Origin of the sequence: Mycobacterium sp. 3519A (genome assembly GCF_900240945.1) — a bacterium.
GTDB lineage: Bacteria > Actinomycetota > Actinomycetes > Mycobacteriales > Mycobacteriaceae > Mycobacterium.
On the sequence record NZ_OESG01000013.1, the window covers coordinates 880400 to 905055 of the forward strand.

23 protein-coding genes are annotated in these 24656 nt (G+C 68.0%); 12 read left to right on the forward strand and 11 right to left on the reverse strand.

Annotated elements, in window-relative coordinates; all coding sequences use genetic code 11:
- Nucleotides 1-47 precede the first annotated feature (47 nt).
- On the forward strand, nucleotides 48-671 hold the full coding sequence (gene upp / locus C1A30_RS12110; RefSeq protein ID WP_101948556.1) for a uracil phosphoribosyltransferase: 624 nt from the start codon (nucleotides 48-50) through the stop codon (nucleotides 669-671).
- Here the strand turns inward: upp and C1A30_RS12115 are convergent, their stop codons facing one another.
- The 3 genes from C1A30_RS12115 to C1A30_RS12125 form a co-directional block, all read right to left on the reverse strand.
- Nucleotides 672-1643 carry a hypothetical protein gene (locus C1A30_RS12115; RefSeq protein ID WP_101948557.1) on the reverse strand — a complete coding sequence of 324 codons (972 nt, stop codon included), beginning with the start codon at nucleotides 1641-1643 and terminating at the stop codon, nucleotides 672-674. It abuts the gene before it with no gap.
- Nucleotides 1644-1743: 100 nt separating this feature from the next.
- Nucleotides 1744-3393: a phospho-sugar mutase gene (locus tag C1A30_RS12120; protein ID WP_101948558.1), complete on the reverse strand. Its 1650-nt coding sequence runs from the start codon at nucleotides 3391-3393 to the stop codon at nucleotides 1744-1746.
- A complete protein-coding gene (locus tag C1A30_RS12125) occupies nucleotides 3390-3842 on the reverse strand; it encodes a MarR family winged helix-turn-helix transcriptional regulator (RefSeq protein WP_101948559.1) in 453 nt (150 codons plus the stop codon). Before C1A30_RS12125 ends, C1A30_RS12120 begins: the two co-directional genes overlap by 4 nt.
- Nucleotides 3843-3931: 89 nt before the next feature.
- Between C1A30_RS12125 and C1A30_RS12130 the strand changes: the two genes are divergently transcribed.
- Complete coding sequence (locus tag C1A30_RS12130) at nucleotides 3932-5083, forward strand: AbrB family transcriptional regulator (RefSeq protein ID WP_101948560.1); 1152 nt, start codon at nucleotides 3932-3934, stop codon at nucleotides 5081-5083.
- Here the strand turns inward: C1A30_RS12130 and C1A30_RS12135 are convergent.
- A complete protein-coding gene (locus tag C1A30_RS12135; protein ID WP_101948561.1) occupies nucleotides 4990-5784 on the reverse strand; it encodes a purine-nucleoside phosphorylase in 795 nt (264 codons plus the stop codon). The two genes, C1A30_RS12130 and C1A30_RS12135, sit on opposite strands and share 94 nt — an antisense overlap.
- Before the next feature lie 59 nt (nucleotides 5785-5843).
- Here C1A30_RS12135 and C1A30_RS12140 point away from each other — a divergent pair, with 59 nt between their 5' ends.
- The 3 genes from C1A30_RS12140 to C1A30_RS12150 all read left to right on the forward strand — a co-directional run bounded on the left by C1A30_RS12140 (nucleotide 5844) and on the right by C1A30_RS12150 (nucleotide 9262).
- On the forward strand, nucleotides 5844-7025 hold the full coding sequence (locus C1A30_RS12140; RefSeq protein ID WP_101948562.1) for a M20 family metallopeptidase: 1182 nt from the start codon (nucleotides 5844-5846) through the stop codon (nucleotides 7023-7025).
- A 34-nt stretch (nucleotides 7026-7059) separates the two neighbouring features.
- Complete coding sequence (locus C1A30_RS12145) at nucleotides 7060-8229, forward strand: amidohydrolase (protein WP_101948563.1); 1170 nt, start codon at nucleotides 7060-7062, stop codon at nucleotides 8227-8229.
- A gap of 145 nt (nucleotides 8230-8374) precedes the next feature.
- Nucleotides 8375-9262 (forward strand): DUF559 domain-containing protein, encoded by an 888-nt coding sequence (locus C1A30_RS12150; RefSeq protein ID WP_101948564.1) that lies wholly within the window; start codon nucleotides 8375-8377, stop codon nucleotides 9260-9262.
- 70 nt (nucleotides 9263-9332) lie between these two features.
- On the opposite strand, the gene C1A30_RS12155 is transcribed toward C1A30_RS12150, so the two are convergent.
- Nucleotides 9333-9809: a gamma-glutamylcyclotransferase gene (locus C1A30_RS12155; protein WP_101948565.1), complete on the reverse strand. Its 477-nt coding sequence runs from the start codon at nucleotides 9807-9809 to the stop codon at nucleotides 9333-9335.
- Nucleotides 9810-9874: 65 nt separating this feature from the next.
- On the opposite strand from C1A30_RS12155, the gene C1A30_RS12160 reads away from it, so the two are divergent.
- Genes C1A30_RS12160 through C1A30_RS12170 form a run of 3 tightly spaced genes read left to right on the forward strand, consistent with a single transcriptional unit; the run spans nucleotide 9875 to nucleotide 13996 of the window.
- Entirely contained in the window at nucleotides 9875-11290 is a 1416-nt protein-coding gene (locus C1A30_RS12160) for an NAD(P)H-quinone dehydrogenase (RefSeq protein ID WP_101948566.1), read from the forward strand.
- 55 nt (nucleotides 11291-11345) lie between these two features.
- Nucleotides 11346-13085: a glycerol-3-phosphate dehydrogenase/oxidase gene (locus C1A30_RS12165; RefSeq protein ID WP_101948567.1), complete on the forward strand. Its 1740-nt coding sequence runs from the start codon at nucleotides 11346-11348 to the stop codon at nucleotides 13083-13085.
- Nucleotides 13082-13996: a pseudouridine synthase gene (locus C1A30_RS12170; protein WP_200828244.1), complete on the forward strand. Its 915-nt coding sequence runs from the start codon at nucleotides 13082-13084 to the stop codon at nucleotides 13994-13996. The genes C1A30_RS12165 and C1A30_RS12170 overlap by 4 nt, the downstream gene beginning before the upstream one ends.
- Here C1A30_RS12170 and C1A30_RS12175 read toward each other — a convergent pair.
- The gene (locus C1A30_RS12175; protein ID WP_101950147.1) at nucleotides 13917-15737 is read right to left on the reverse strand and encodes a glycoside hydrolase family 2 protein; all 1821 of its coding nucleotides are present in this window, start codon (nucleotides 15735-15737) and stop codon (nucleotides 13917-13919) included. The genes C1A30_RS12170 and C1A30_RS12175 overlap by 80 nt on opposite strands.
- A gap of 490 nt (nucleotides 15738-16227) precedes the next feature.
- Between C1A30_RS12175 and C1A30_RS12180 the strand changes: the two genes are divergently transcribed.
- Both C1A30_RS12180 and C1A30_RS12185 read left to right on the forward strand, forming a co-directional pair.
- Nucleotides 16228-17136 carry an NAD(P)H-binding protein gene (locus C1A30_RS12180; RefSeq protein ID WP_235009838.1) on the forward strand — a complete coding sequence of 303 codons (909 nt, stop codon included), beginning with the start codon at nucleotides 16228-16230 and terminating at the stop codon, nucleotides 17134-17136.
- Nucleotides 17137-17141: 5 nt separating this feature from the next.
- The gene (locus C1A30_RS12185) at nucleotides 17142-17912 is read left to right on the forward strand and encodes an SDR family NAD(P)-dependent oxidoreductase (protein WP_101948569.1); all 771 of its coding nucleotides are present in this window, start codon (nucleotides 17142-17144) and stop codon (nucleotides 17910-17912) included.
- Here C1A30_RS12185 and C1A30_RS12190 read toward each other — a convergent pair.
- A complete protein-coding gene (locus C1A30_RS12190) occupies nucleotides 17881-18663 on the reverse strand; it encodes an enoyl-CoA hydratase/isomerase family protein (RefSeq protein ID WP_101950149.1) in 783 nt (260 codons plus the stop codon). The two genes, C1A30_RS12185 and C1A30_RS12190, sit on opposite strands and share 32 nt — an antisense overlap.
- Before the next feature lie 10 nt (nucleotides 18664-18673).
- Nucleotides 18674-19357 (reverse strand): TetR family transcriptional regulator, encoded by a 684-nt coding sequence (locus C1A30_RS12195; protein WP_101948570.1) that lies wholly within the window; start codon nucleotides 19355-19357, stop codon nucleotides 18674-18676.
- Nucleotides 19358-19426: 69 nt separating this feature from the next.
- Here C1A30_RS12195 and C1A30_RS12200 point away from each other — a divergent pair, with 69 nt between their 5' ends.
- Both C1A30_RS12200 and C1A30_RS12205 read left to right on the forward strand, forming a co-directional pair.
- The gene (locus C1A30_RS12200; protein WP_101948571.1) at nucleotides 19427-20452 is read left to right on the forward strand and encodes a ferredoxin reductase; all 1026 of its coding nucleotides are present in this window, start codon (nucleotides 19427-19429) and stop codon (nucleotides 20450-20452) included.
- Between the two features lie 17 nt (nucleotides 20453-20469).
- Nucleotides 20470-21567 carry a fatty acid desaturase gene (locus C1A30_RS12205; RefSeq protein ID WP_101948572.1) on the forward strand — a complete coding sequence of 366 codons (1098 nt, stop codon included), beginning with the start codon at nucleotides 20470-20472 and terminating at the stop codon, nucleotides 21565-21567.
- A 148-nt stretch (nucleotides 21568-21715) separates the two neighbouring features.
- Here C1A30_RS12205 and nei2 read toward each other — a convergent pair whose 3' ends face one another.
- From nei2 to C1A30_RS12220, 3 genes are read right to left on the reverse strand one after another with little or no spacing between them, the layout of a single operon-like run.
- Nucleotides 21716-22477, reverse strand: coding sequence for an endonuclease VIII Nei2 (gene nei2 / locus C1A30_RS12210; protein WP_101948573.1), 762 nt, complete (start codon nucleotides 22475-22477; stop codon nucleotides 21716-21718).
- The gene (locus C1A30_RS12215; protein ID WP_101948574.1) at nucleotides 22470-23402 is read right to left on the reverse strand and encodes an SDR family NAD(P)-dependent oxidoreductase; all 933 of its coding nucleotides are present in this window, start codon (nucleotides 23400-23402) and stop codon (nucleotides 22470-22472) included. The genes nei2 and C1A30_RS12215 overlap by 8 nt, the downstream gene beginning before the upstream one ends.
- Complete coding sequence (locus C1A30_RS12220) at nucleotides 23399-24352, reverse strand: nitronate monooxygenase family protein (RefSeq protein WP_101948575.1); 954 nt, start codon at nucleotides 24350-24352, stop codon at nucleotides 23399-23401. Before C1A30_RS12220 ends, C1A30_RS12215 begins: the two co-directional genes overlap by 4 nt.
- Nucleotides 24353-24656: the final 304 nt, after the last annotated feature.

The window sequence follows — 24656 nt, forward strand, 5'->3', positions numbered from 1 at the left end:
TGTTAGGACGTCCGCGGCGGCGGTTCGGTTCCATTAGGGTTCCGCGCATGGATGTGCGCCTCGTCGACCACCCCCTGGCCGCCGCGCGGCTGACCACCCTGCGCGACGAGCGCACCGACAACGCCGCGTTTCGCGCCGCGCTGCGCGACCTGACGCTGATGTTGGTGTACGAGGCGACGCGCGACGCCGCCTGCGACACCGTCCCGGTCCGCACACCACTGGCCGAAACCACCGGATGCCGACTGGCCAATCCGCCGCTGCTGGTGCCCGTGCTGCGCGCCGGGCTCGGCATGGTCGATCAGGCGCATGCGCTGATCCCGGAAGCGCGGGTCGGGTTCGTCGGAGTGGCCCGCGACGAGGAAACCCACCAACCCACACCGTATTTGGAGTCGCTGCCCGACGACCTGAGCACCCAGCCGGTGATGGTGCTCGATCCGATGCTGGCGACGGGCGGTTCGATGGCGCACACGCTGCGCCTGCTGCAGTCCCGCAACGCGGTCGACATCACGGCGCTCTGCGTCGTCTGCGCACCGGAAGGCATTGCGGCACTGGAGAAGGTGGCGCCGAACCTGCGGTTGTTCACCGCGACCATCGACGAGAAGCTCAACGACGTCGCCTACATCGTGCCGGGTCTCGGCGACGCGGGGGACCGCCAGTTCGGCCCGCGTTGACTAGCCGTTGTCCTTGGACGAGATGCCGTTGAGCACCTTCTGCGCCTGACGGTCGACCAGGCCGGTGATGCCCTGCTGTGATGCGCCGAGAAGCAAGGCGTAACCCATCACGTGCGTCTCGTTCAAGGCGGTCAGCGTCGGGCCCGCGACGCCCGCCTTGATCATCAGCACTCCTGCGACCGCCGTCAGCGCACCCGCGGGAAGTTTGAGCAGCATCGTCGCCATCGGCACCGAGTACGCGGTGGACGTACCCTGCATCCGTCGAAGTGCCAGCGCCCCAACCAGACTCGCGCTGACCAGACCCAGCAGCTCGATCACGAGAATGCTCGGAGCGCCTGCGCTCGTCATCGGATCCGACAGACCCCAACGCCCGCGTGACGCGAAATCGACGCACGCGACTGCGAGTGCGATCACCGCCAGCGCCAGCGTGCCGCCGAACAACAGATTGCGGAAGCTGCGCAACCGCATGTTCTCGCTGTCGGATGCGTCGTACACCGCCTTGACGCTGTGCACGATGGTCTCTCGGGCGTGGCTGTCCCAATCGGCTTGTGTGGCGAGTTCGCGCAGCGTGACGACGCGGGGGTGATCGCTGCCGAGCAGTTCCGCCCCGTCGGCCACGATGCCCGGCAGCTTCGCCCTGACCACTTGCGGTCTGGCGAAGCGGATCACCGCGGTGTCCACCGCGTGGATGCGAAACCAGGTGGCCTGGATGTCGATGCCGTTCCACATGCTTCGCAGCCGCGGCGCCGCATCGATGATCTGCAGTGCCTCGTCGAGTTGCCGTCGCGCCTCGCGACAATGACTGTCCGACTTCGGGCCCGTCTCCAACTCGTCGAGTTGTACCCGAAGGTCGGCCAGTCGGCTACGCGCCTGCTCCCGCCACACCGAATACGGCCTGGAATTCGTCGACTGATCCACCGCCGTGATCACGCCGACGTGCGGGCGCTGCAGGGTCAGGGCGGGCATGGCCATCACTACCTCCCATGCGTGACGGATCGAGTATCTCCAGGCTGACTCGCCGCCGGGGGCTCTGCATGAGTAGTGAGGTACCTGCTTTTACCAGCACCGGGCCTCAGAACTGCGCAGCGATGGCCACCAGTTTGTCGCGAAGCTTCGCCGCCCTGGCGCGGGCACCCTTGAGGTCGGAGGAGTTTGCGCAGCGAACCTCGATGTAGGACTTGAGCTTCGGCTCGGTGCCCGAGGGCCGCACGACCACCCTGACCCAGTCCTGCTCATCGCCGCCGAAGAACACCAGCCCGTCGGTCGGCGGCCGCCACGCCTTCAGGTCCGTCACCGCCACCTCGAAGCCGGCCAGCCGATCGGGCGGCGTCGCGCGCAGTCTGGCCATCACCGCTTCCGCCTCGCCGACGTCTGCGACGTGTCGCGTCACCGCCGTCGTGGTGTGCACACCGTGCCTGCGCGCCAGGCCGTCCAGCGCATCGAGCACCGTGCGGCCGTCATCCCGCAGCGCGACAACCAGATCGCACACCATCACCGCAGCGCTGATGCCGTCCTTGTCGCGGACCGCACCGGGATCGACACAGTGGCCGATCGCCTCTTCGTACGCGTAGACCAGCGTACTGCCCGGTCGGTCCACGTCGGCCCGGGCCAACCACTTGAATCCGGTCAGCGTCTCCACGTGCTTGGCACCGTGGTCCTCGGCGATGGCCGCCAACATGCGTGACGACACCACGGTGCTGGCCACCAATGTGGCCTCGGAGACCGGGCCGGGCTCGGTCTGCGTGAGGATGTAATCGCCGAGCAGCCAACCGGTTTCGTCACCGGAAAGCATTCGCCAGCCGTTCGGGGTCGGCACCCCGACGGCGCACCGGTCCGCGTCGGGGTCCAGCGCGATGGCGACTTCGGCGTCCACCTCGGCGGCGAGCCGCAACAGTGCGTCGACCGCGCCAGGCTCCTCCGGATTGGGCAACGCGACGCTGGGGAAGTCCGGATCGGGCGCGAACTGGCTCTCGACCACATGGATGTCGGTGAACCCGGCCCGCACCAACGCGTCCATCGCGAACTCGCCACCCACCCCGTGCAGCGGCGTCAGCGCGATCCGCACGTCGCCGTGGGTGAGCCGGTGCCGTCCCGCCCGCTCGATGTAGTGCTGAACCACATCGACGCCGGACGGCTGAACCGGTTGGCGCGCGATCTCGTCGGCGGGCGGCGCGTCGGCGGCGGCCCGCTCGATGTGCTCGTCAATGGGCGGCACGATCGGAAACCCGCCCTCGAAGTAGACCTTGTAGCCGTTGTCGGACGGCGGGTTGTGCGACGCGGTGATCTGGATGCCCGCCGCCGCGCGGTTGTGCCGCACCGCGAACGCGAGGACCGGCGTCGGCACCGCAACGAACATCAAGGTCACCGAAAAGCCCTCGGCGGCAAGCACTTCTGCGGCCGCCAAGGCGAAATCCTCCGACTTGTGCCGAGTGTCTCTGCCGACGATCACCGGTTTACCCGCCAGTCCCCGTTCCTTGAGCACCTTGGCGACCGCCCACGTGGTGCGCAGCACGACGGCCAGGTTCATCCCATTCGGCCCGCCGCGCAGCGGGCCACGCAGACCCGCGGTGCCGAAGGTCAACGGCTTGGCGAACCGCTCGTCGAGTTCATCCTCGCTGAGCGCCGCCAGTTCCGCGGCGGTGTCCGGATCGGGGTCGTGCGAGATCCACTCCTGCGCAACCGAGGACGGCGCCATACTCGGCTGGTGCCGCGACGAAGTCATGCGGTCAGTGTGCCCGCTTTCACGTCGCTGTATGCCAGCTTGCGGAGCACAGGCGCGACGAGCATCAGCAGGTCGAATTCCAGCGGTGTGAGGTTGTCGCGCATCGTCGCATGCAGCCAGGCATCCCGTTCCGCGCGGTCGGCATCCAGCAGCGCGACGCCGTCGTCGGTGAGTTCGATGAGCTGGCGGCGCCGGTCGTGCTCGTCGGGGCGGCGCGCGATCAGGTCGCGGCTGAGCAGTTCGTTGATGCTGTCGGTCAGTGACTGCACGCGGACATGCAATTGGTTCGCGAGCTCGGCGGGCGTGGTGACGCCGGCACGGCTGATCTCGCTGAGCAGCTCCATCTGGCTGAGCGTCAGGCCGTGGTCGAGCCGGTGCCTGCGCATCTGCCTGGCGACGGCCATCATCGATTCCCGCAGCTCGGTCGCCGGTGAATCTGTACGCGCCATAACCAAGTTATACCTTGGTAGTTGCTGACTGTCACGCACCTCACCGCATGTTGCAGTCGCGATTTACCAAGGGCATACTTGTAAACGATATGATGCGGATGCTCCGGTGGGCCTTGCTGATCGCGACCACAGTCGCGGTCACCTACCCGCTCACCCGCATCGGTGTGCCGTCCGCCGCACTGTTCGCCGCCCTCGTCGTCGGGGTCGTGCTCGCGCTGACATCGCTGGCTCCTAGTCGGGTACCCCGTATTGCAGGCATCGCCGCACAAGGCGTGCTCGGCGTCTACATAGGGACGATGGTCCATCAGGATGCTGTGGGCGCACTGGGCAAGGACTGGCCGGTCGTCCTCGCGATCGCCGTCGCCACCCTGCTGCTCAGCATCGTCGCGGGTGCGCTGCTCGGACTGCACCGCGACGTCACCCCGCTGACGGGATCGCTCGCGCTGGTGGCGGGCGGGGCGTCCGGTCTGGTCGCGATCGCCCGCGAACTCGGCGGCGACGACCGCGTCGTCTCCGTTGTGCAATACCTGCGCGTCGGCCTGGTGACGGCGTCGATGCCCGTCGTGGTGACCTTGATCTATCACGCGGACAGATCGCATGCGTCCGCCTCCGTCACGCAAAGCCGCACCGCCCCTTGGTATCTCAGCGTCGTCATGTTGATCGCGCTCGTGCTTGTCGGCGCGACGGCCGGCAAGCTGATCCACCTGCCCGGCGCCGGTCTGCTCGGCCCGATGGCGCTGACCGTGGCGCTGGAGGTCACCGGCTTCTCCTTCGGGTTGTCCGTGCCTGCGCTGCTGGTGCAGGCCGGTTACATGGTGATCGGCTGGCAGGCCGGGTTGGCGTTCACCAGGGAATCGCTGCGCGCGATCGGCCGGATGCTGCCCGCCGCGATCGGTCTGATCGTCGCGCTCGGCGTCGCGACGGCCGGACTGGGTGTGGTGTTGGCCCACTTCGCCAAGCTCACCCCGCTCGAGGGCTACCTCGCGACCAGCCCCGGTGGGGTGTACGCCGTGCTGGCGACCGCCGTCGAGACCGGATCCAACGTGACGTTCATCATCGCCGCGCAGGTGGTGCGCATCCTGCTGATGTTGTTCGCGGCGCCGTTGATGGCGCGCAGCGTGGTGTGGATCAGCAAGCGGCTGACCCGTCAGACCCGCGCGATCACCGCGCCGAGCAGAGAGCCCATCCGCGTCGCGGATCGACGGCCCGCCTCCAACACTTCGTCGTGGCTCAACGGCTGACCGGTCATACCGGCCGCGAGGTTCGTCACCAGCGATACGCCGAGCACCCGCGCGCCCGCGGCGCGGGCGGCGATGGTCTCGTGCACGGTCGACATGCCGACCAGATCGGCGCCCAGCGTGCGCAGCATCCGGATCTCGGCGGGAGTCTCGTAGTTCGGGCCTGGCAGCGCGGCGTACACGCCCTCGGAAAGCGAGGGATCGATCTCGCGGGCCAGTGTCCGCAGCCGCGGCGCATAGGCGTCGACCATGTCGACGAAATGCGCGCCGACGAGTGGGGATCTGGCCGTCAGGTTGAGGTGATCGCTGATCAGCACCGGCTGCCCGACGGTGTAGTCGTCGCGCAGGCCGCCCGCGGCGTTGGTCAGCACCACGGTGTGCGCACCCGCCGCGCACGCCGTCCGGACGGGGTGCACGACGTGGCGCAGGTCGTGTCCCTCGTAGGCGTGGATGCGGCCGACGAACACCAGCACCCGGTGCTCGCCGATGTGTACCGACAGCAGCTGCCCGCCATGACCCTCGGCGGTCGGCGGGGTGAAGCCAGGCAACTCGGCCATCGGAACCACCGCCACCGGTTCACCCAGTTGCGCCGCGGCGGGGGCCCAGCCCGAGCCGAGGACGACGGCGATGTCGTGGGTGCGGACGCCGGTGCGCTCGATGATCGCGGTCGCCGCTTGCTGCGCCGCCGCTTCCGGGCTCGTCACGGTAGGGCAGCTTATAGCCGTCGGCCGGGCGGCCGTCGGGACAGTGAGATACTGCTGAGATGCCCACCGCGACCGCGTCGACAAGCGTCGAAGACGCCGTCAACCGGCGCAGCGGCGATCTGGTCGAACTGTCGCACTCGATTCACGCCGAACCCGAACTCGCGTTCGCCGAGTATCGCAGCTGCGCCAAGACGCAATCGCTGGTCGCCGAGCGCGGGTTCGCGGTCACCGGGGCCGTCGGCGGCCTGGACACCGCGTTTCGTGCCGACTACGGCAGCGGCCCGCTGGTGATCGGCATCTGCGCAGAGTACGACGCGCTGCCCGAAATCGGACATGCGTGCGGGCACAACATCATCGCCGCATCGGCTGTCGGCACCGCGCTGGCACTGGCCGACGTCGCCGACGACCTCGGCCTGACAATCGCGTTGGTCGGAACGCCCGCCGAGGAGGCCGGCGGCGGAAAAGCGTTGCTGCTCAAGGCTGGAACGTTCGACGACATCGCGGTGACGGTGATGCTGCATCCCGGGCCCGTCGACATCGCCGCGGCGCGCTCGCTGGCACTGTCCGAGGTGACGGTGCGCTACGCAGGCCAGGAATCACACGCCGCCGTCGCGCCGTTCCTCGGTGTCAATGCCGCCGATGCGGTCACCGTCGCGCAGGTCGCGATCGGCCTGTTGCGCCAACATCTGGCTCCGGGGCAGATGGTGCACGGCATCGTCACCGACGGCGGGCAGGCGACCAATGTCATTCCGGCGCGTGCCGAACTGCGTTACACGATGCGCGCGGCCAACTCCGAGTCGCTGCGTGACCTCGAGGACAAGATGGCCGGCTGCTTCGCGGCCGGTTCCGTCGGCACGGGTTGCACGCACACGGTGACCGAGACCGCGCCCGCCTATGCCGAGTTGGCGCCGGACGAGTGGCTGGCGTCGGTGTTCCGCGGCGAGATGGTCCGGTTGGGCCGCACTCCCGTTCCGGAAAGCGTCGAGGCCACGTTGCCGTTGGGCAGCACCGATATGGGCAACGTCACGCAGGTGATGCCGGGCATCCATCCGATCGTCGGCGTCGAGGCGGGCGGTGCGTCGATTCACCAGCCTGCATTCGCCGCCGCGGCGGCAGGGCCCAGCGCGGACAAGGCGGTCGTCGAGGGCGCGATCATGCTGGCCCGCACCGTCGTCAGCCTGGCCGAGACGCCAGCCGAGCGGGATCGGGTGCTCGACCTGCAGGCGAGGAGGGCGTCATGAGCCTCTGCGAGCGAGTAGCGGAGGCGGATCGCGCATGAGCCTCTCCGATGCCACCGAGTTGTGGCTGGACGCCCACTACGACGACCTGGTCGCCTGGCGCAGGCACATCCACGCCCACCCGGAGTTGGGCCGCCAGGAGTTCGCGACCACCCAATTCGTCGCATCCCGATTGGCCGACGCGGGGCTGAACCCGAAGGTGCTGCCCGGCGGAACCGGGTTGACGTGCGATTTCGGGCCGGAGCACGGCCCGCGGATCGCGCTGCGCGCCGACATGGACGCGTTGCCGATGGCCGAGCGCACCGGGGCGACGTACGCGTCGGTGGTGCCCAACGTCGCGCACGCCTGCGGCCACGATGCGCACACCGCGGTGCTGCTCGGCGCGGCGCTGGCGATGGCGTCGGTGCCCGAACTGCCGGTCGGCGTGCGGCTGATCTTCCAGGCCGCCGAGGAGCTGATGCCGGGCGGCGCGATCGACGCGATCGCGGCGGGTGCGCTGACCGGGGTGTCACGGATCTTCGCGTTGCACTGCGACCCGCGACTGGCTGTCGGCAAGGTGGCGCTGCGGGCCGGGCCGATCACGTCGGCCGCCGACCAACTCGAAGTGACGCTGCAGTCGCCCGGTGGGCACACGTCGCGTCCGCATCTGACCGGCGACCTGGTGTACGGGCTGGGCACACTGATCACCGGCGTGCCCGGCATCCTTTCGCGGCGCATCGACCCGCGCAACAGCACGGTGATGGTGTGGGGTGCGGTGAACGCGGGCGTGGCCGCCAACGCCATCCCGCAGACCGGCACGCTGGCGGGCACCATCCGCACGGCCAGCCGCGACACCTGGGATTCGCTGGAATCGATTGTGCACGAGATTGTTTCGTCGTTGCTGGCGCCGCTCGGCATCGAGCACACGCTGCTGTACCGGCGCGGTGTGCCGCCGGTGGTCAACGAGGAGATCTCGACGCGCATCCTCACCCACGCCATCGAGGCGATCGGCTCCGACGTCCTGTGCGACACCCGCCAGTCCGGTGGCGGCGAGGACTTCTCGTGGTATCTCGAAGAGGTGCCCGGCGCGATGGCCCGCCTCGGCGTGTGGTCGGGCCGAGGCCCGCAACTCGATCTGCATCAGCCGACGTTCGACCTCGACGAGCGCGCGCTGGCGGTGGGGGTGCGGGTGCTGGTCAACATCATCGACCAGGCCGCCCAGTTCTGAGTTGACGCTCCTTGGCGCGAGCGACCGTGTCTGCACATCGACACGCCGTGTACCGCTGGCATTTTGCGGTCGCTCGCCGCGGGTTATCCACAGGGCGGTCGGTTGGCGCTCCCGCCGGGTGAGTCCGCGGGTGACGATCTGAGGTGTGCATCCAGAGCTCGACGCGTTGTTCGACCGTCAGAACGGGATCGCGAGCAGCGGCCAAATTCTGACGCACCTCAGCAGGCGGAAATTCGAAGCCATGGTTAATTCCGGTGTGCTGGAACGGATGTGGCAAGGCATCTACTGCCGAGGCGAGCCGGACGACCTGACCCGATTGCGCGGGTTGGACTTCGCCTGCGGTACCCCTGTTCCGGTCTGCCTCTCCACGGCGGCGGCACTTCACGGCTTCGATACCGAACAGCCCGCCGATCTGCATGTGCTCAGTCCGCCCGGTTCGCGGTTGCGCAATGCGGACGGCCTCGTAGTTCACCGGCGCGACGGCGCACCGTTGGTCAGAGTAAGTGAGCGTCTCGCCACGTCGCCAGCGTGGACGGCCGTCGAGGTGGCTCGCAGTGTTCACCGGCCTCGCGCTTTGGCGACGTTGGACGCCGCGCTGCGCAGCGGGACATGCCAGCGCGCCGATTTGTCGCAGGCCGCTGCCCAGCAAGCGGGACGGCGCGGCATCGTCGCCGTCCGCGAGTTGATTCCGGTTGCGGACGGCCTGGCCGAATCACCCATGGAGAGCGAAGCCAGACTGAAGATGATCGACGGTGGGCTGCCGCTGCCGGTGCTGCAGCACGAGATCCTCGACGGCAACGGCGAGTGGCGTCGCGTCGATTTCGCCTGGCCGGAGCAGCGCCTGGCGGTGGAATACGACGGCGAGGACTGGCACAGCGGCCCCGAGGCGATGCGACGAGACCGCCGACGTCAGGCCGCCCTGCAGGACGTCGGATGGACCGTCTTCGCGATCGTGTTCGAAGACGTCAGATACCGGGCGTGGGACTTCGTTGGCCGCATCGACAGACACCTTCGTCATGCCCGCGCGGCGTGAGCGACCGCGAAATGCCAACAAACCGCCGCGTGTCGATGTGCAGACACGGTCGCTCGCCGGGGAGACCGGGCTAGGTTGTGCCCGGGCCGATGTTGCGGGCCGGGCGGGTGCGCAGATCGTGCACGTATTCCGCTGGCGCACCGGCGATTTCGGCGGCGTCAGCCATCACACCGAGGTAGCGCGCCGACGGGATGCCGCCCTCCCAGGCGTCCACCACGTACAGCCACGCGAGCACCGGTTCGAAGCTGGTGTCCGACGATGTCCGGTCGACGCGGCACCGGATCTTCTTGTGGATGCCCAGCTCTGAACCTTCCCAGCGGTCGAGGTTCTTTTCGTCTTCCTTCGTCATGTCGTAGAGCACGACGAACACCTTCGACGAGGGATCCTCGACGACGGTGGCCAGCGCGCCGTCCCAACCGATGTCCTCGCCGCCGAACGTCAGCCGCCAGCCGTGCAGCCACCCCGTCCCCGCCATCGGTGAGTGGGGAGCGCGCTCCAACATCTGCTCCGGATGCATGTTCGATCCGTAGGCGGCGTACAGCGTCACGGGGAAAGCCTAAGGCTTCGCCCAGTGGCTGGGCGGCCAACCTCTGGCTTCGTTAGGTTAGGGCGGTGGCAACCCGCATCGTGATCATCGGCGGCGGACCCGCCGGCTATGAGGCGGCGCTCGTCGCGGCCGCACGGGGCCGTGAGGTGGCTGAGGTCACCGTCGTCGACTCCGACGGCATCGGAGGCGCCTGCGTGCTGTGGGACTGCGTGCCGTCCAAGACGCTGATCGCGTCGACGGGAGTGCGCACCGAACTGCGTCGCGCGTCGCCGCTCGGCTTCGACATCGCGATCGAGGACGCGAAGATCTCGCTGGACCAGATCCACAACCGGGTCAAGACGCTGGCGAAGTCGCAGTCGACCGACATCGGTCATCAACTGCTGCGCGCAGGCGTCAACGTGGTGGCCGGTCGCGGCGAACTGGTCGACGACACCTCCGGGCTGGCGCAGCACCGGGTGAAGGTCACGACGGTCGACGGCAGGGTCGCGACACTGAAGGCCGACGTCGTGCTGATCGCCACCGGCGCCAGCCCGCGGGTGCTGCCCAATGCGGTGCCCGACGGGGAACGAATCCTGAACTGGCGTCAGCTCTATGACCTTCACGAGCTGCCCCAGCACCTCATCATCGTCGGCTCCGGCGTCACCGGTGCCGAGTTCTGTAACGCCTACACCGAACTCGGTGTCCCGGTGACGGTGGTGGCCAGCCGCGACCAGATCCTGCCGCACGAGGACTCTGACGCCGCCGCGGTGCTGGAGGAGGCGTTCGCTGAACGCGGCGTCAAGCTCGTCAAGAACGCGCGGGCCGAATCGGTGACGCGGACGTCCGATGGAGTGCTGGTGAGGATGGCCGACGGGCGCACCGTCGAGGGCAGCCACGCGCTGATGACGGTCGGTTCGGTGCCCAACACGTCGGGCCTTGGTCTGGAAAAGGTCGGCATCACGCTCGGGCAGGGCAACTACCTGACCGTGGACCGGGTGTCACGCACCTCGGCGGCGGGGATCTACGCCGCCGGCGACTGCACCGGGCTGCTGCCGCTGGCGTCGGTGGCCGCCATGCAGGGTCGCATCGCGATGTATCACGCGCTGGGCGAGGCGGTCAGCCCGATCCGGTTGCGGACGGTGGCGGCCGCGGTGTTCACCAGGCCGGAGATCGCCGCGGTGGGCGTTCCGCAGTCGCGGATCGACGACGGCACGGTCGCCGCGCGCACCCTGACGCTGCCGCTGAACACCAACGCGCGGGCCAAGATGTCGCTGCTGCGGCTGGGCTTCGTGAAGATCTTCTGCAGGCCGGCGACCGGCGTCGTGATCGGCGGTGTGGTGGTCGCGCCGATCGCCTCCGAACTGATCCTGCCGATCGCGCTCGCCGTGCAGAACAACCTCACGGTCACCGACCTGGCGCAGACGCTGTCGGTCTACCCGTCGCTGTCCGGCTCCATCGTCGAGGCGGCCCGCAGGTTGATGACACACGACGATCTCGACTAACCCGTAACCTGTGAATGGACAACCGTACCGACGAGTAACAAGGGATCCATTCGAAGTGAGCGACCCGACCACGGTCAATGGTGAGACGTTGCTCGGCCCGGAGCAGCGCAAACAAGCGTGGCAGCGGCTCGGCACCGAGCAGTTCGACGTCGTCGTGATCGGTGGCGGCGTGGTCGGCGCGGGCGCCGCCCTCGACGCGGCGACACGCGGTCTGAAGGTCGCGCTCGTCGAGGCCCGCGACTACGCGTCGGGCACGTCGAGTCGCAGCAGCAAGATGTTCCACGGCGGGCTGCGCTACCTCGAACAACTGGAGTTCGGGTTGGTGCGCGAAGCGCTGCACGAGCGGGAACTGTCGCTGACCACACTCGCGCCGCATCTGGTCAAACCGTTGCCGTTTCTGTTCCCGCTCACCCATCGATGGTGGGAACGGCCCTACATCGCCGCGGGCATCTTCCTCTACGACCAGTTGGGCGGCGCGAAATCCGTTCCCGCACAAAAGCATCTGACCCGCGCCGGCGCGCTGCGGTTGTCGCCGGGACTGAAGCGGACGTCGCTGATCGGCGGCATCCGCTATTACGACACCGTCGTCGACGACGCGCGTCACACCATGATGGTGGCCCGCACCGCGGCCCACTACGGCGCGGTGGTGCGGACCTCCACCCAGGTGGTGTCGCTGCTGCGCGAGGGTGACCGGGTGATCGGCGTGCGGGTCCGCGATTCGGAGAACGGCGACGTGACCGAGGTGCGCGGCCATGTCGTCGTCAACGCCACCGGGGTATGGACCGACGAGATCCAGGCGCTGTCCAAACAACGCGGACGGTTCCGGGTGCGGGCCTCGAAGGGCGTGCACGTGGTGGTGCCACGCGATCGCATCGTCAGCGAGGTGGCGATCATCCTGCGCACCGAGAAGTCGGTGCTGTTCGTCATCCCGTGGGGCACGCACTGGATCATCGGCACCACCGACACCGACTGGAACCTCGACCTGGCCCACCCGGCGGCCACCAAGGCCGACATCGACTACATCCTCGGCCACGTCAACACCGTGCTGGCGACGCCGCTGACGCACGACGACATCGACGGCGTCTACGCCGGCCTGCGGCCGCTGCTGGCGGGGGAGAGCGAGGAGACCTCCAAGCTGTCGCGCGAGCACGCGGTGGCGGTGCCCGCCCCTGGCCTGGTCGCGATCGCAGGCGGCAAGTACACCACCTACCGGGTGATGGGCGGCGACGCGATCGACGCGGCCGCCGAGTTCATCCCCGCCCGTGTCGCGACCTCGATCACCGAGAGGGTGCCGCTGATGGGCGCCGACGGCTACTTCGCGCTGGTGAACCAGACCGAAAGTGTGGGTGCGCATTACGGTCTGCACCCGTACCGGGTGCGCCACCTGCTCGACCGCTACGGTTCGCTGATCGGCGAGGTGCTCGCGATGGCCAAGGGCAGGCCCGAACTGTTGACGCCGATCACAGAGGCGCCGGTGTATCTGAAGGTCGAGGCCTGGTACGCCGCAGCGGCCGAGGCCGCGCTGCATCTGGAGGACATTTTGGCCCGCCGGATGCGGATCTCGATCGAGTACCCGCACCGCGGCGTCGACTGTGCCAGGGAGGTCGCCGAAGTCGTTGCGCCCGTGCTGGGTTGGAGCGCCGAGGACGTCGACCGCGAGGTGGCCACCTACATCGCGCGGGTCGACGCCGAGGTCCGCTCGCAGCAGCAACCCGACGACGAGTCCGCCGACGCGCTGCGCGCCGCCGCTCCCGAGGCGCGCGCCGAGATCCTCGAGCCGGTTCCGCTGAATTGAGACCGGCACCGCTTCCGGTGCGCGACGGCCTCGGCCCGGCGCGGGTGCGGTTGCGCGGCGGCCTGGTGGTGGACGAGTTCCTGGCCCGCTGGGGAGCCGACGCCGCGGCGAAAGTGCTTGCCGGAGAAGTGGTTCTGCCCGACGGCACCGTCGTCACCCCGACCACCGCACTGCCCGCCGGTTCGCATGTCTACTTCTACCGCGAGCTGCGCGACGAGGTCCCGGTGCCGTTCGACATACCGGTGCTCTACCGCGACGACGACATCGTCGTGGTCGACAAACCACACTTCCTGGCGACCATGCCGCGCGGCAGACACGTCGCGCAGACGGCGGTGGTGCGGTTGCGGCGTGAACTCGACCTACCGGAACTGTCGCCTGCGCACCGGCTGGACCGGCTCACGGCGGGCGTGCTGCTGTTGACCACACGGCGTGAGGTTCGCGGCCGGTATCAGACGCTGTTCTCGCGCGGCGAAGTCCGCAAGACGTATCTCGCGCGCGCGGACGTCGATCCGAGCCTCGACTTCCCGATCGTCGTGCGCAACCGAATCGTCAAGCGGCGTGGGCAGTTACAGGCAGTAGCCGAGCCGGGGGAGCCGAACGCCGAGACGCTGATCGAGCACGCAGGCGACGGGCTGTATCGGCTGACGCCACGCACCGGCCGCACCCATCAGCTTCGTCTGCACATGGCCTCGCTGGGGCTGCCGATCCACAACGATCCGCTGTACCCGGACCTCGTCGAGGTGGCGCCCGACGATTTCTCGCGGCCCTTGCAACTGCTGGCGCACCGCCTCGAGGTCGCGGGTCGCGAATTCGTCACCCGCCGCGCGTTGGTCAGCGACGGTCGCCCGGATCCGTCCCCGTCGCGATCACCGCGCGATTGCGATCGGCGATCACCGCAAGAGGCATCTTGATCACCCGGCGGTCGTAACTCATGTACCCGTTGACCTCGTTCTCGACGTCGGTCGTCTGGGTGTAGATCGCACCCGACAGGCCGCCGTTGCGGATGACGTCCTCGAGTTCCTGGCTGATCTTGACGTAGCGCTCGGTCAATTTCGCTGCATCCGGGGCCATCTCGTAGGCCTCCGGTGGTCCGGGCCACCGATTCTGGTCGAGCACCATCCCGAGCCCGCCGTACTCGCCGAGCACGCGTACCCGGCGGTCGCGGTCGTCGGCCATGGGCGGATGGCCGGGACCGACGTAGGTGTGGTCGTCGTAGATGTCGCCCGCCATGCTGTCGGGGCGCGACTTGCAGCAGTTCACCCCGCTGTTCGCGTCGACCATGCGGGTCGGGTCGGCCGCCTTCACCGCGCCCGCGATCCTGGCGGTGTCGTATTCGGCCCAGCCCTCGTTGAACGGCACCCAGCCGACGATCGAGGTCACGCTGCGCAACTGGTCGATCATCGCCATCAGTTCGCGTTCGAAATTGGCCTTCGCCTCCGGCGGCGGATCCGGCAGCGGGCCGACCGGTATGTCGAGCGACACGTAAAGCGACGGCATGTCCTGCCACACCAGCAGTCCCAGCTTGTCGGCCCAGTAGTACCACCGCGCCGGTTCCACCTTGGCGTGCTTGCGCACGAAGTTCATCCCGAACGCCTTGGTCTGCTCGAGGTCGAACTTCAGTGCATCGTCGGTGGGTGCGGTGTAGAGCCCGTCGGGCCAGTAGCCCTGATCAAGCGGTCCGTGCAGGAACACCATCTTGCCGTTCAACGCGATTCGCGGTCTGCCCTTGGCGTCGTTGACAGTCCCGATGGTGCGCAGCCCGGCATAGCTGGACACCTCGTCGACGACCTTGCCCGCCGGACTGACCAGCCGGACCTTGATGTCGTAGAGGTACGGATCGTCCGGGGACCACAGGCGCGCGTTCGGCATCGGCAGGCGCACCGCCTGCCCCGCCTCACCGGTCGCCATTGACGCCACCGCGCCACCGGGTGCGGAGACCACCACCTCGGCGCGCTCGTTCTTCTTGCCGGTGACCCGGGGCGTCACCGTGAGGCTCGTCAGGTCGGGGGTGATGTCGAGCTTGTCGATGTGGGTGGCGCGCACCGGTTCGATCCACACGGTCTGCCAGATCCCTGACGACCCGGTGTAGAACAGCCCCTTGGGCGCGTTGCGCTGCTTGCCGACCGGGAACGCGTTGGACTCGTTGCGGTCGTCGACCCGCACGACGATCTCCTGTGCGCCTGGGAAGCGCAGCGCCTTGGTGATGTCGGCGGTGAACTCGGTGTATCCGCCTTCATGGTGGGCGACTTCGTGGTTGTTGACCCACACCGTGGCGATCTGGTCGACGGCACCGAAATGCAGGAGCACGTGGCGTCCGAGCCAGTCGCTGGGCAGCTTGAACACCTTGCGGTACCACATCTGTTCGTCGTGACGCTGGATGCCGGACAGCGCGGACTCCGTCGGATAGGGGACCAGAATCCGCTCGGTGTAGTCGTTGGGGGCGGGCGGGGCAGGCAGCGCGTTGCGTGCGGATCTGCCGGTGTAATCCCAGACGCCGTTGAGGTTGCGCCAACGGGTCCGCGTCATCTGCGGGCGTGGGTAGTCGGGCAGCGCGTTGTCGGGTCCGACCAAGTGAGTCCACGGCGTAGTCAGCGGCGGCGTCATGGGCTGATGCCAACCGACGACGGCGCCCGCGGGCGCATTACACGTCATGACGACAGCTAACAGTGCACACGCCAGCGCGGCGAGGCTGATGCGACACCACTTCTTGATGCCAGCGGACACGACAACCCTCACGTAGAAACCGGACAACGCAGGTGCGCATCGCATGCCCCCTGCACACCATCAAGTAGCAAACGCATCGACCCGGTCGGCGATCTGAGGATGCGGCGGGTCCCGCTGAGAGTCGCGCCGAGCACAGATCCGGTGAGTGTGGTTGCCGATGGCAATCTAACCGAGCTGTATCAAGATCGCTACAAAATACGAAATCCTTTTCCCACAATCATTTTTCATCCCCGATGTGACCAATCAGACAACGTTGCCATGAGCCGGAGGGCACCCCCGGCAACCCAGGTTATCGCCGGTATCGCCGTCGTCGTTACATGCATCCGGGATCGTGGTCCTTGCCGATGGAGCAAAACGAATTCGGCCAGCTGGCCGGCTATCGACAGGCCGAAAAACGAAGTGCTGGCAGGATGGGCTGGTGAGTGCCACATATCTGATCACCGGAGCAGGTGGCGGCATCGGCAGCGTCAGTCGTCGTGTCGTGCAGTTGCTGCTCGAGGACGGCGCGCAGGTGCGGGCCATGGTGCACCGCGACGACGAACGCGCCGACCAGCTGCGGGCGACGGGCGCCGAGGTGGTCGTCGGCGATCTGCCCCGCGCCGCCGACATCGTCGACGCGATCGCCGGTGTGCAGCGGATGTTCTTCAACATGAGCGTGTCGCCCGACTACCTGCGGGCGACGACGGAGGTGTGCGCGGTGGCACTTGACCGCGGCCGACTCGACGCGCTCGTGAACATGTCGCAGATGACGGTGTCGCAGATGACGTTGACGAGCACCGACGAGTCCAACCAGCACCGGTTGCATTGGCTGGCCGAGCACGTCCTGAACTGGTCGGGTCTGCCGGTGATCCATGTCAGGCCAACCACTTTCCTCGACAACCCGCTGTTCACGATGCTGGCCAAACCGGGGCTTCGCGAGCGTGGCGTGCTGGCGCTGCCGTTCGGGACCGGGCGCACCTCACCGGTCACCGCGGACGACGTCGCCCGCGTCGTCGCCGCCCTGCTGCGCGACCCGTCCGACCGGCTCGGCGGAGTGGTCGAACTCACCGGCCCCGAGGCGCTCGACGTCGACGGGCTCGCCGAGCAATACGGCCGGGCGCTGGGCCGCCCGATCACGGGCCAGGATGTCCCGCTCGACGCATGGGAACGCGACGTGCTCGGGCCCGCCGGCCTTCCCGACCATGTCCGGCAGCACCTCGCCACCATGGCCCGGTTGCACCGAGACGGTCGCTACGACCGGGCCACCGACGACGTCGAGCAGATCACCGGTCGGCCCGCACAAACCGTCGAGCAGTACGTGGCCGCCAATCCGGATCTGTTCTACTGAGCGGCGTGAATCGCGAAGCGTTCGACCGTCTTTTCGACATGACCGGCCGCACTGTCATCGTGACGGGTGGCACCCGGGGAATCGGCCTCGCACTGGCCGAGGGCTATGTGCTCGCAGGCGCGCGGGTGGCGGTGGCCAGCCGGAAACCCGACGCCTGCGAACAGGCTGCCGAACATCTGCGTTCCCTCGGCGGCGAGGCCATCGGCGTGCCGACGCATCTCGGCGATCTCGACGGGCTGCGTGCGCTGGTGCAGCGGACGGTCGACGAGTTCGGCGGCGTGGACGTCGTGGTCAACAACGCCGCGAACCCGCTGGCCCAACCGCTCGGCCAGATCGACGCCGATGCGTTGGCCAAGTCGTACGACGTCAACGTGCGCGGTCCGGTGTTCCTGGTGCAGGAAGCGCTGCCGCATCTGAAGGCCAGCGAGCACGCCGCGGTGCTGAACATGGTGTCGATCGGTGCGTTCATCTTTTCGCCGATGCTGTCGATCTACTCGTCGGCCAAGGCGGCGATGATGTCGTTCACCAGGTCGATGGCCGCGGAGTTCGTGCACTTCGGCATCCGCGTCAATGCGCTCGCCCCTGGGCCGATCGACACGTACATGATGCAGCAGAACCCGCCGGAGGTGATCGAAGGGATGGTCGGCGGCACGCTGATGAGGCGGTTGGGCACGCCCGACGAAATGGTCGGCGCTGCTTTGCTTTTGACCTCCGACGCCGGCAGCTACATCACCGGTCAGGGCATCATTGCCGACGGCGGGGCAACACCGCACTAGCCGCCCCGAGCATCTCGCCGCTGGTGGACGCCAGGATCTGGCTGCGGTTCTCGACATGCAACGCGGCCTCGAGGCTGGCGGCCTCCAGGTTGGCCCACAGCACCTGTTTGGTCGATTCGACGCCGAATTTGCCGTAGCTGCAGAGTGTTTCGGCGATGGCCAGCGCCTCGTCGAGCACCGGGTCGCAGATTCGCGAGACGATGCCCAACCGCAGCGCCTCGTCGGCGTCGACCGCTCGCGCGGTGAGGATCAGGTCGAACGCCTGCCCGGCACCGACGATGCGGGGCAGCGTGTAGCTGACGCCGATGTCGCAGCCGCCGAGGCCGAGCTTGATGAACGGCGTGCAGAACCGGGCCGTCGCCGAGGCCAGGCGGATGTCGCACGCCAGCGCGATGCCGAAACCGCCGCCGTACGCGGGACCGTTGACCGCCGCGATCACCGGTTGCCGCAACCGGTGGATCTTCGCGGTGAGGTTCGCGATGCGTTCCTGCCAGCGCATGCCCGACCGCGGGAACTCGATGCCGCCGCCCGCCCGCGCCGGATTCGGGTCGGTCAGGTCCAGGCCCGAGCAGAATCCGCGTCCGGCACCGGTGAGCACCACGACGCGGCATTCGTTGCTGGCGCCGATGTCGTCGAGGGCCGCGTGCAGTTCCTCGACCAGATCGAAGTTCAGCGCGTTGAGCTTGTCGGGCCGGTTCAACGTCAGCACGGCGATGTCGGGACGCGGGTAGGTCAATTCCAGGTGCGACATGCGCCTCACGCTAGCCGTCGCTGCGCCACCCACTGACGCCGACGGCGATCATCCGCAACTGCTTGACCGCGGTGCGCTTGATCTCGTCGATGGCCGCCGGGTCGTTGGCGTCCTCGATGGCTTCGGCGATCACGATCATCGCGTTGACGAACAGGCTGGCGAGGATGTTGAGGTCCTCACCGCTCCACGTGTTCAGCCCGGGGAACCTGGCCAGATCGATCGCCAACTCGGAGGTGATCAACCGGATTTCGGTGCGGATCGCGTACCGCAACACCGTCACGCCACTGGAGCGCTCACGGCCGATGAACCGCCAGTGTTCGCGGTCGGAGTTCACGCCGTCGATCAGGATGTCGACCGAGGACTCGATCACCCGGTTCGGGTCGAGCCTGCCCGTCCTTGCGCTGCGCAGCATGTCGCGCAGCCTGCGGAACGACTCGTCGATCAGCACCAGGCCGAGCGCCTCCATCGACTCGAAGTGCCGATAGAACGCCGCGGGCACGATGCCGGCTTCCCTGGTGACTTCGCGCAGGCTCAGTGCGGCGAAGCTGCGGTCCTCGAGCAGCTTCATGGCCGCCGTGACGATGGCCCGCCGGGTGGCCTCCTTGCGCTCCTCGCGCGACAGGGTGTCGCGGGAACGCGACTTACCCGAACGAGAAGATCGACTCGTTCGTGAACTGGGCGTACGACTGTTCACTATGTGAAACCTACCACAAGCTGCTCGAATTGGTTGACGCGATCCGCTGGCGTCACGCACGGTGTACACATGTTCACCCAACTGCTCGATCTGCTGACCGGCCCGCATGGCGTGGACCGGTACACCGAGCTGGTCGTTCCGACTTGGACCGCGGGCGACGCCCGGGCCGAGATCGTCGCGGTGCGCAGGCAAACTCCGCGCAGCGTCACCCTGACTCTCGAGCCCAACCGGGCGTTTTCCGGCTTCCGCGCCGGCCAGCACATCAACCTCACTGTCGAGATCGACGGTCGTCGCCGGAGGAGGCCCTACTCACCTGCGAGCGCCGAGGGCGCCTCACACATCGAACTGACCATCGGCCGGCACGACGGCGGGTTGGTGTCGACCTACCTCTGCGAGCACGCCCGGCCGGGCATGGTCGTCGGGCTGGATTCGGTTGGCGGCGACTTCGTGCTGCCCGATGCGCTGCCGCGGCGCATCCTGTTCGTCTCCGGCGGCAGCGGCATCACGCCGGTGATGTCGATGCTGCGCACGTTGCGGACCACGGGCTTCACCGGCGAGATCGCGTTCATCCACTTCGCACGTTCGGCCGACGAAGCGTGCTACCGCACCGAACTCGCGGCGATGCGAGGCGTGCGTGTGCTGCACGGCTACACCAGGGCGACGGCGGGCTCGGACCTCGACGGCCGATTCGGCCCCGAACACCTGGCTGCCGCGATGCCCGACCCCGAGGCGGTGTTCGTCTGCGGCCCACCGGCTCTGGTCGATGCGGTGCGTGCGCATTGCCGCAACGTGCACTCGGAGAGCTTCGTGCCGCCGGTGTTCGATACGGCGGCGCAGGCGTCCGGCGGTCGGATCTCGTTGACCGACAGCGGCGTTGAGCTCGTCGACGACGGGCGGCCGCTGCTCGAGCAGGCCGAGTCCGCCGGGCTCACACCGGAAAGCGGATGCCGGATGGGCATCTGCCACAGCTGCACCCGCCGCAAGACCCGCGGCGCGGTGAAAAATCTGATCACCCAAGCGGTGTCGAGTGCCGAGCAGGAGGACGTGCAGATCTGCGTGACCGTCCCCGTCGGCGACGTCGACATCGCGCTCTAGATCCCGAGGAGCTGAATATGACTGCACCAACCGTGACTCAACCCAGAACCGTGACGAAGACCGTCGCAGGCACGACCGTCACCATGACCCCCGAGCGGGCCGAGGCGTTCGGCCGTGAACTCGACGCGCTGCGCGAGCGGGTGATCGCTGACCTCGGCGAGCGTGACGCCACCTACATCCGTCGAATCATCAAGGCGCAGAGGGCACTCGAAGTCAGCGGACGGGCGCTGTTGTTCTTCCCGCCGTTCTGGTTGGCGGGCACCGCGATGCTGGGCCTTTCGAAGATCGTCGACAACATGGAGATCGGCCACAACGTGATGCACGGCCAGTACGACTGGATGGGCGATCCGGCGATCTCCAGTCGGGGTTTCGAGTGGGACACCGCATGCCCGGGTGACCAGTGGCGGCACTCGCACAACTACATGCACCACACCTATACGAACATCGTCGGGATGGACCGCGACATCGGGTACGGCATCCTGCGGATGAGCGAGGACCAGAAGTGGCGGCCCTACTTCCTCGGCAACCCGGTGTACGCGTTCTTGTTGATGGTGCTGTTCCAATACGGCGTCGCGCTGCACGAACTGGAGACCGAGCGGATTCGCGCCGGCGAGATCACCCTTGCCGACAAACGCGAGATCCTGGAGGGCATCTGGCGTAAGACCAAGCGCCAGGCGCTCAAGGACTACGTCGCCTTCCCGCTGCTGGCCGGGCCGTTCGCGCCGTGGGTGTTCGCGGGCAACGTGACCGCGAACCTGATCCGCAACGTCTGGTCGTTCATGATCATCTTCTGCGGGCACTTCCCCGAAGATGTGCAGGAGTTCTCCATCGAGGAGACCAAGGCTGAGACTCGCGGGATGTGGTACTTCCGGCAGATCCTCGGATCGGCGAACCTGACCGGCGGCAAGCTCTTTCACATCCTGAGCGGCAACCTGTCGTTCCAGATCGAGCATCACCTGTTCCCCGACATCCCTGCGCACCGGCACGCCGAGATCTCCGAAGAGGTGCGCGAGATCTGCCGACGTTACGGCGTGCCGTACAACACCGGCCCGCTGCCGAGGCAGTTCGCCACGGTGGTGCGCAAGATTGTGCGGCTGGCGCTGCCGCGCCGGTGACCGCCCGCGCCCCCCGCCCCTGCCGCGCCGGTGACCGCCCGCGCCCCCCGCCCCGCGCCCCCGCCCGCCCCGCGCCCGCCGAGACTACGGTTTCTGATGCAAAATCGGCCGAAATCCGTCACAAACCGTAGTCTCGGCGCATGCAGGCTCAGGTTTGACAGACCGGGCACCAGTACGTGACACGGTCACCGGTGCGGTCCGACCGAATGAGCGTTCCGCATCTGCGGCACGGCTTCCCTTCGCGGCCGTAAACCCACATGTCCTGACCGTGGCGGGTATTGCCGGTGGTGGTGCGGTTCCAGCGAGAGCGGTTCAGCCACAACATGTCCCGGGCCCGCTGCACCATCCGCAGCGGGTCCTTGACGTTTCTGACCGGAGCGGTCGGCAGGTGGCCGGTGACGAAGCACAGTTCGTTGCAGTAGACGTTTCCGACTCCGGCCATCACCCGCTGGTCGAGCAGCGTCTCCGACAACGGCCGATCGGGATCGGCCACCAGGTTCGCGGCCGCGGTGTGCGGTTCCCAGTCGTCGCCGAGGAGATCGGGTCCGAGATGGTCGACGACGTCCATATCGTGATCGCGGTCGAGCACCTCCAGCACGCCCAGATCGATACCGGCGGCCTGAATGTCGGTTGTTTCCAAGATGATCCGGATCCGGTACCCGGCCCTGCTCGGCTTGCCGACCGGGTTGACCTTCCAGCTGCCCTCCATCTTCAGATGCGAATGGATGCTGGCCGGGCCGACCCGGATGAAGAGATGCTTGCCGCGACTGATCACCTCGTCGACCACGTGCCCGGTCAGGTCGACGGTCGCGTACTTCGGCACCCGGACGTCGCACCGCGTCAGCGTCTTACCGACCAGCGCCTCGCGCAGGATGGCGGCGGTGTGCCAGACGGTGTCGCCTTCAGGCATCGGCGACCATCCGCAGTGAGAGTTCCCACAGCCGTTCGGCATTGGCGGGATCGAGCGCATACGGCGCGACGCCGCCCGACCCCGGTGCCCCGCGCCTGCTGACCAGTTCGGCCTCGTTGCAGTTCTCGAAGTAGCGGCCGCCCACACCGTCCAGCAGTGGGGAGGCGGCCAGCAACACCGATGTCGCCGCGCCCTGTTCCACCGTCTTGATCGCCCGCTGGCCCCGCATCGCGGCGGCGGCCTTGCCCATGTCGACGTGGCGGCCCAACTGAGTGACGATCGCGCCGGGCATCAGCGCGTTGGCGACGATACCGTCGGCGGCCCACCGCCGCGTCGCCTCGACGGCGAACAACACGTTGGCCGTCTTCGACTGTCCGTAGGCGCCGAACGGGTCGTAGTCGCGGAACGCGTAGTCGATGTCGTCGAACACGACCGGCGAGCGCAGGTGCCCGCCCGAACTCACCGACACGATGCGCGCCGAGCCTGCCGCCGCCAGCGCATCGCGCAGCGCCAGCGCGAGCGCGAAATGCCCCAAATGGTTTGTCGCGAACTGCATTTCGTGTCTGCTGGCCGATATGGTCAGCTCCGGGATCGCCATCACGCCCGCGTTGTTCACCAGGATGTCCAGCGCCCCTGTCCACGCCGCGGCGAACGCGTGCACACTGGCCAGGTCGGCCAGTTCCAGTGCGCCGACGGTGACCGCGTCGTTGCCGGTGTTCGCTTTGATGTCGGCGGCAACCCGTGCACCGGCCTGCGTATCGCGCACTGCGAGCGTGACCGCTGCCCCCGCTGCCGCCAACGCGCGCGCGGTCTCGACGCCGATTCCCGAGGACGCGCCGGTGACGATCGCCCGCTTGCCGGTCAGGTCGACACCCGCGATGACCTCCGCAGCCGTCGACGAGGCGCCGAACGGTGTGGTGATCACGCCAACGCCCCGGCGATCGCCGACTCGGCCTGCGCCGCGACGCGCGCGACGACCGTGCTCGCGGAATCCATTTCGGCGACCAGGTCGACGGCTTCACCGGCCCAGATCGGCAGGTAGTCGCGGTCACCGCGGGCGGCGGCGGCATCGAACTCCGCCATCGCAGCTTCGTCGGATTCCAACTCGGCTTCCCGTCCCTGCCAGACATCGGTGAAGCGGTTGCGCAGTGTGCGCGCCGGATAGCGGGCAGGCCAACCCGCGTGTGTGGCGATGTCCAAGACGCGGCCGCGGACGGTGTCGGACGCGTGCGCCGCGGTGATGGCCTTCACCTCGTCGGGGTCGAGCAACGCCTCGGGGGTGGCCTCGAACCTGGTGCCGATCATCGCCCCCGCGGCGCCGAGCATCAGCGCGGCCGCCAGTCCGCGGCCGTCGGCGATACCGCCCGCGGCCAGCACCGGCGTCGCGCCGGCAATGTCCACCACCGCGGGCACGAACGGCAGCGTCGCCCGGCCTCCGCCGTGCCCGCCTGCCTCCGAGCCTTGCGCCACAATGACATTCGCACCGACTTCCAGTGCGCGCCGCGCTTCGTCCAGGGACGTCACCTGCACCATCAGCGCGACGCCCTCGGCGCGGATCATCGGCGCGAACGGCGCGGGATCGCCGAACGACAGCATGACGGCCGCCGGTGACCAGTTCAGGGCCGCCTCGACCGCTCGTTCGTCGATGGCCCATGTCAAAAAGCCGATGCCCCACGGCCTCGACGTCGCCGCCTTGGCCAGTTCACATTCCCGGTCCAGCCACTGCACATCGCCGCGGCCCGCACCGATCAGGCCGAGCCCTCCGCCCTCGGACACCGCGCCCGCCAACGCGCCGCCCGAGACCCCGCCCATCGGGGCCAGCACGACGGGATGGTCGATGCCGAAGATTGACGTCAGTGCCGTGCGCAGCGCCATGTGTCGAACTGTAGGCGTCGCGGCTAGATGGTATGGGGGTTGACTCGAGGTTAAAGGCCTCGGGCTGGAATCGGACGTGGGTTGCCTTGGGTGGGTGAAAGCATAGAGATGTTCCACGTGGTCGTCGCGCCGCCGTCGTAGAAGGTGTAGTCGCCGTCGAGGCGATCGTCCGCCCATGCGGGGCACGCCCAATCCGACGGCGGTGCAGGCGGCGGCGACGACGGCTGCCAGCGCACGAGTTAACGCCATCGTGGCCGTAGCCCCGCTCGTCGACGGCCCGGCACGATATCGCCGAGATTGAGGT

Excerpts from the sequence above, each read along its gene's own strand:
- upp (WP_101948556.1), top strand. The coding sequence starts at position 48 with ATGGATGTGCGCCTCGTCGACCACCCCCTGGCCGCCGCGCGGCTGACC.
- C1A30_RS12115 (WP_101948557.1), bottom strand. The coding sequence starts at position 1,643 with ATGGCCATGCCCGCCCTGACCCTGCAGCGCCCGCACGTCGGCGTGATC.
- C1A30_RS12120 (WP_101948558.1), bottom strand. The coding sequence starts at position 3,393 with ATGACTTCGTCGCGGCACCAGCCGAGTATGGCGCCGTCCTCGGTTGCG.
- C1A30_RS12125 (WP_101948559.1), bottom strand. The coding sequence starts at position 3,842 with ATGGCGCGTACAGATTCACCGGCGACCGAGCTGCGGGAATCGATGATG.
- C1A30_RS12130 (WP_101948560.1), top strand. The coding sequence starts at position 3,932 with ATGATGCGGATGCTCCGGTGGGCCTTGCTGATCGCGACCACAGTCGCG.
- C1A30_RS12140 (WP_101948562.1), top strand. The coding sequence starts at position 5,844 with ATGCCCACCGCGACCGCGTCGACAAGCGTCGAAGACGCCGTCAACCGG.
- C1A30_RS12145 (WP_101948563.1), top strand. The coding sequence starts at position 7,060 with ATGAGCCTCTCCGATGCCACCGAGTTGTGGCTGGACGCCCACTACGAC.
- C1A30_RS12175 (WP_101950147.1), bottom strand. The coding sequence starts at position 15,737 with ATGACGTGTAATGCGCCCGCGGGCGCCGTCGTCGGTTGGCATCAGCCC.
- C1A30_RS12190 (WP_101950149.1), bottom strand. The coding sequence starts at position 18,663 with ATGTCGCACCTGGAATTGACCTACCCGCGTCCCGACATCGCCGTGCTG.
- C1A30_RS12200 (WP_101948571.1), top strand. The coding sequence starts at position 19,427 with ATGTTCACCCAACTGCTCGATCTGCTGACCGGCCCGCATGGCGTGGAC.
- C1A30_RS12205 (WP_101948572.1), top strand. The coding sequence starts at position 20,470 with ATGACTGCACCAACCGTGACTCAACCCAGAACCGTGACGAAGACCGTC.
- nei2 (WP_101948573.1), bottom strand. The coding sequence starts at position 22,477 with ATGCCTGAAGGCGACACCGTCTGGCACACCGCCGCCATCCTGCGCGAG.
- C1A30_RS12220 (WP_101948575.1), bottom strand. The coding sequence starts at position 24,352 with ATGGCGCTGCGCACGGCACTGACGTCAATCTTCGGCATCGACCATCCC.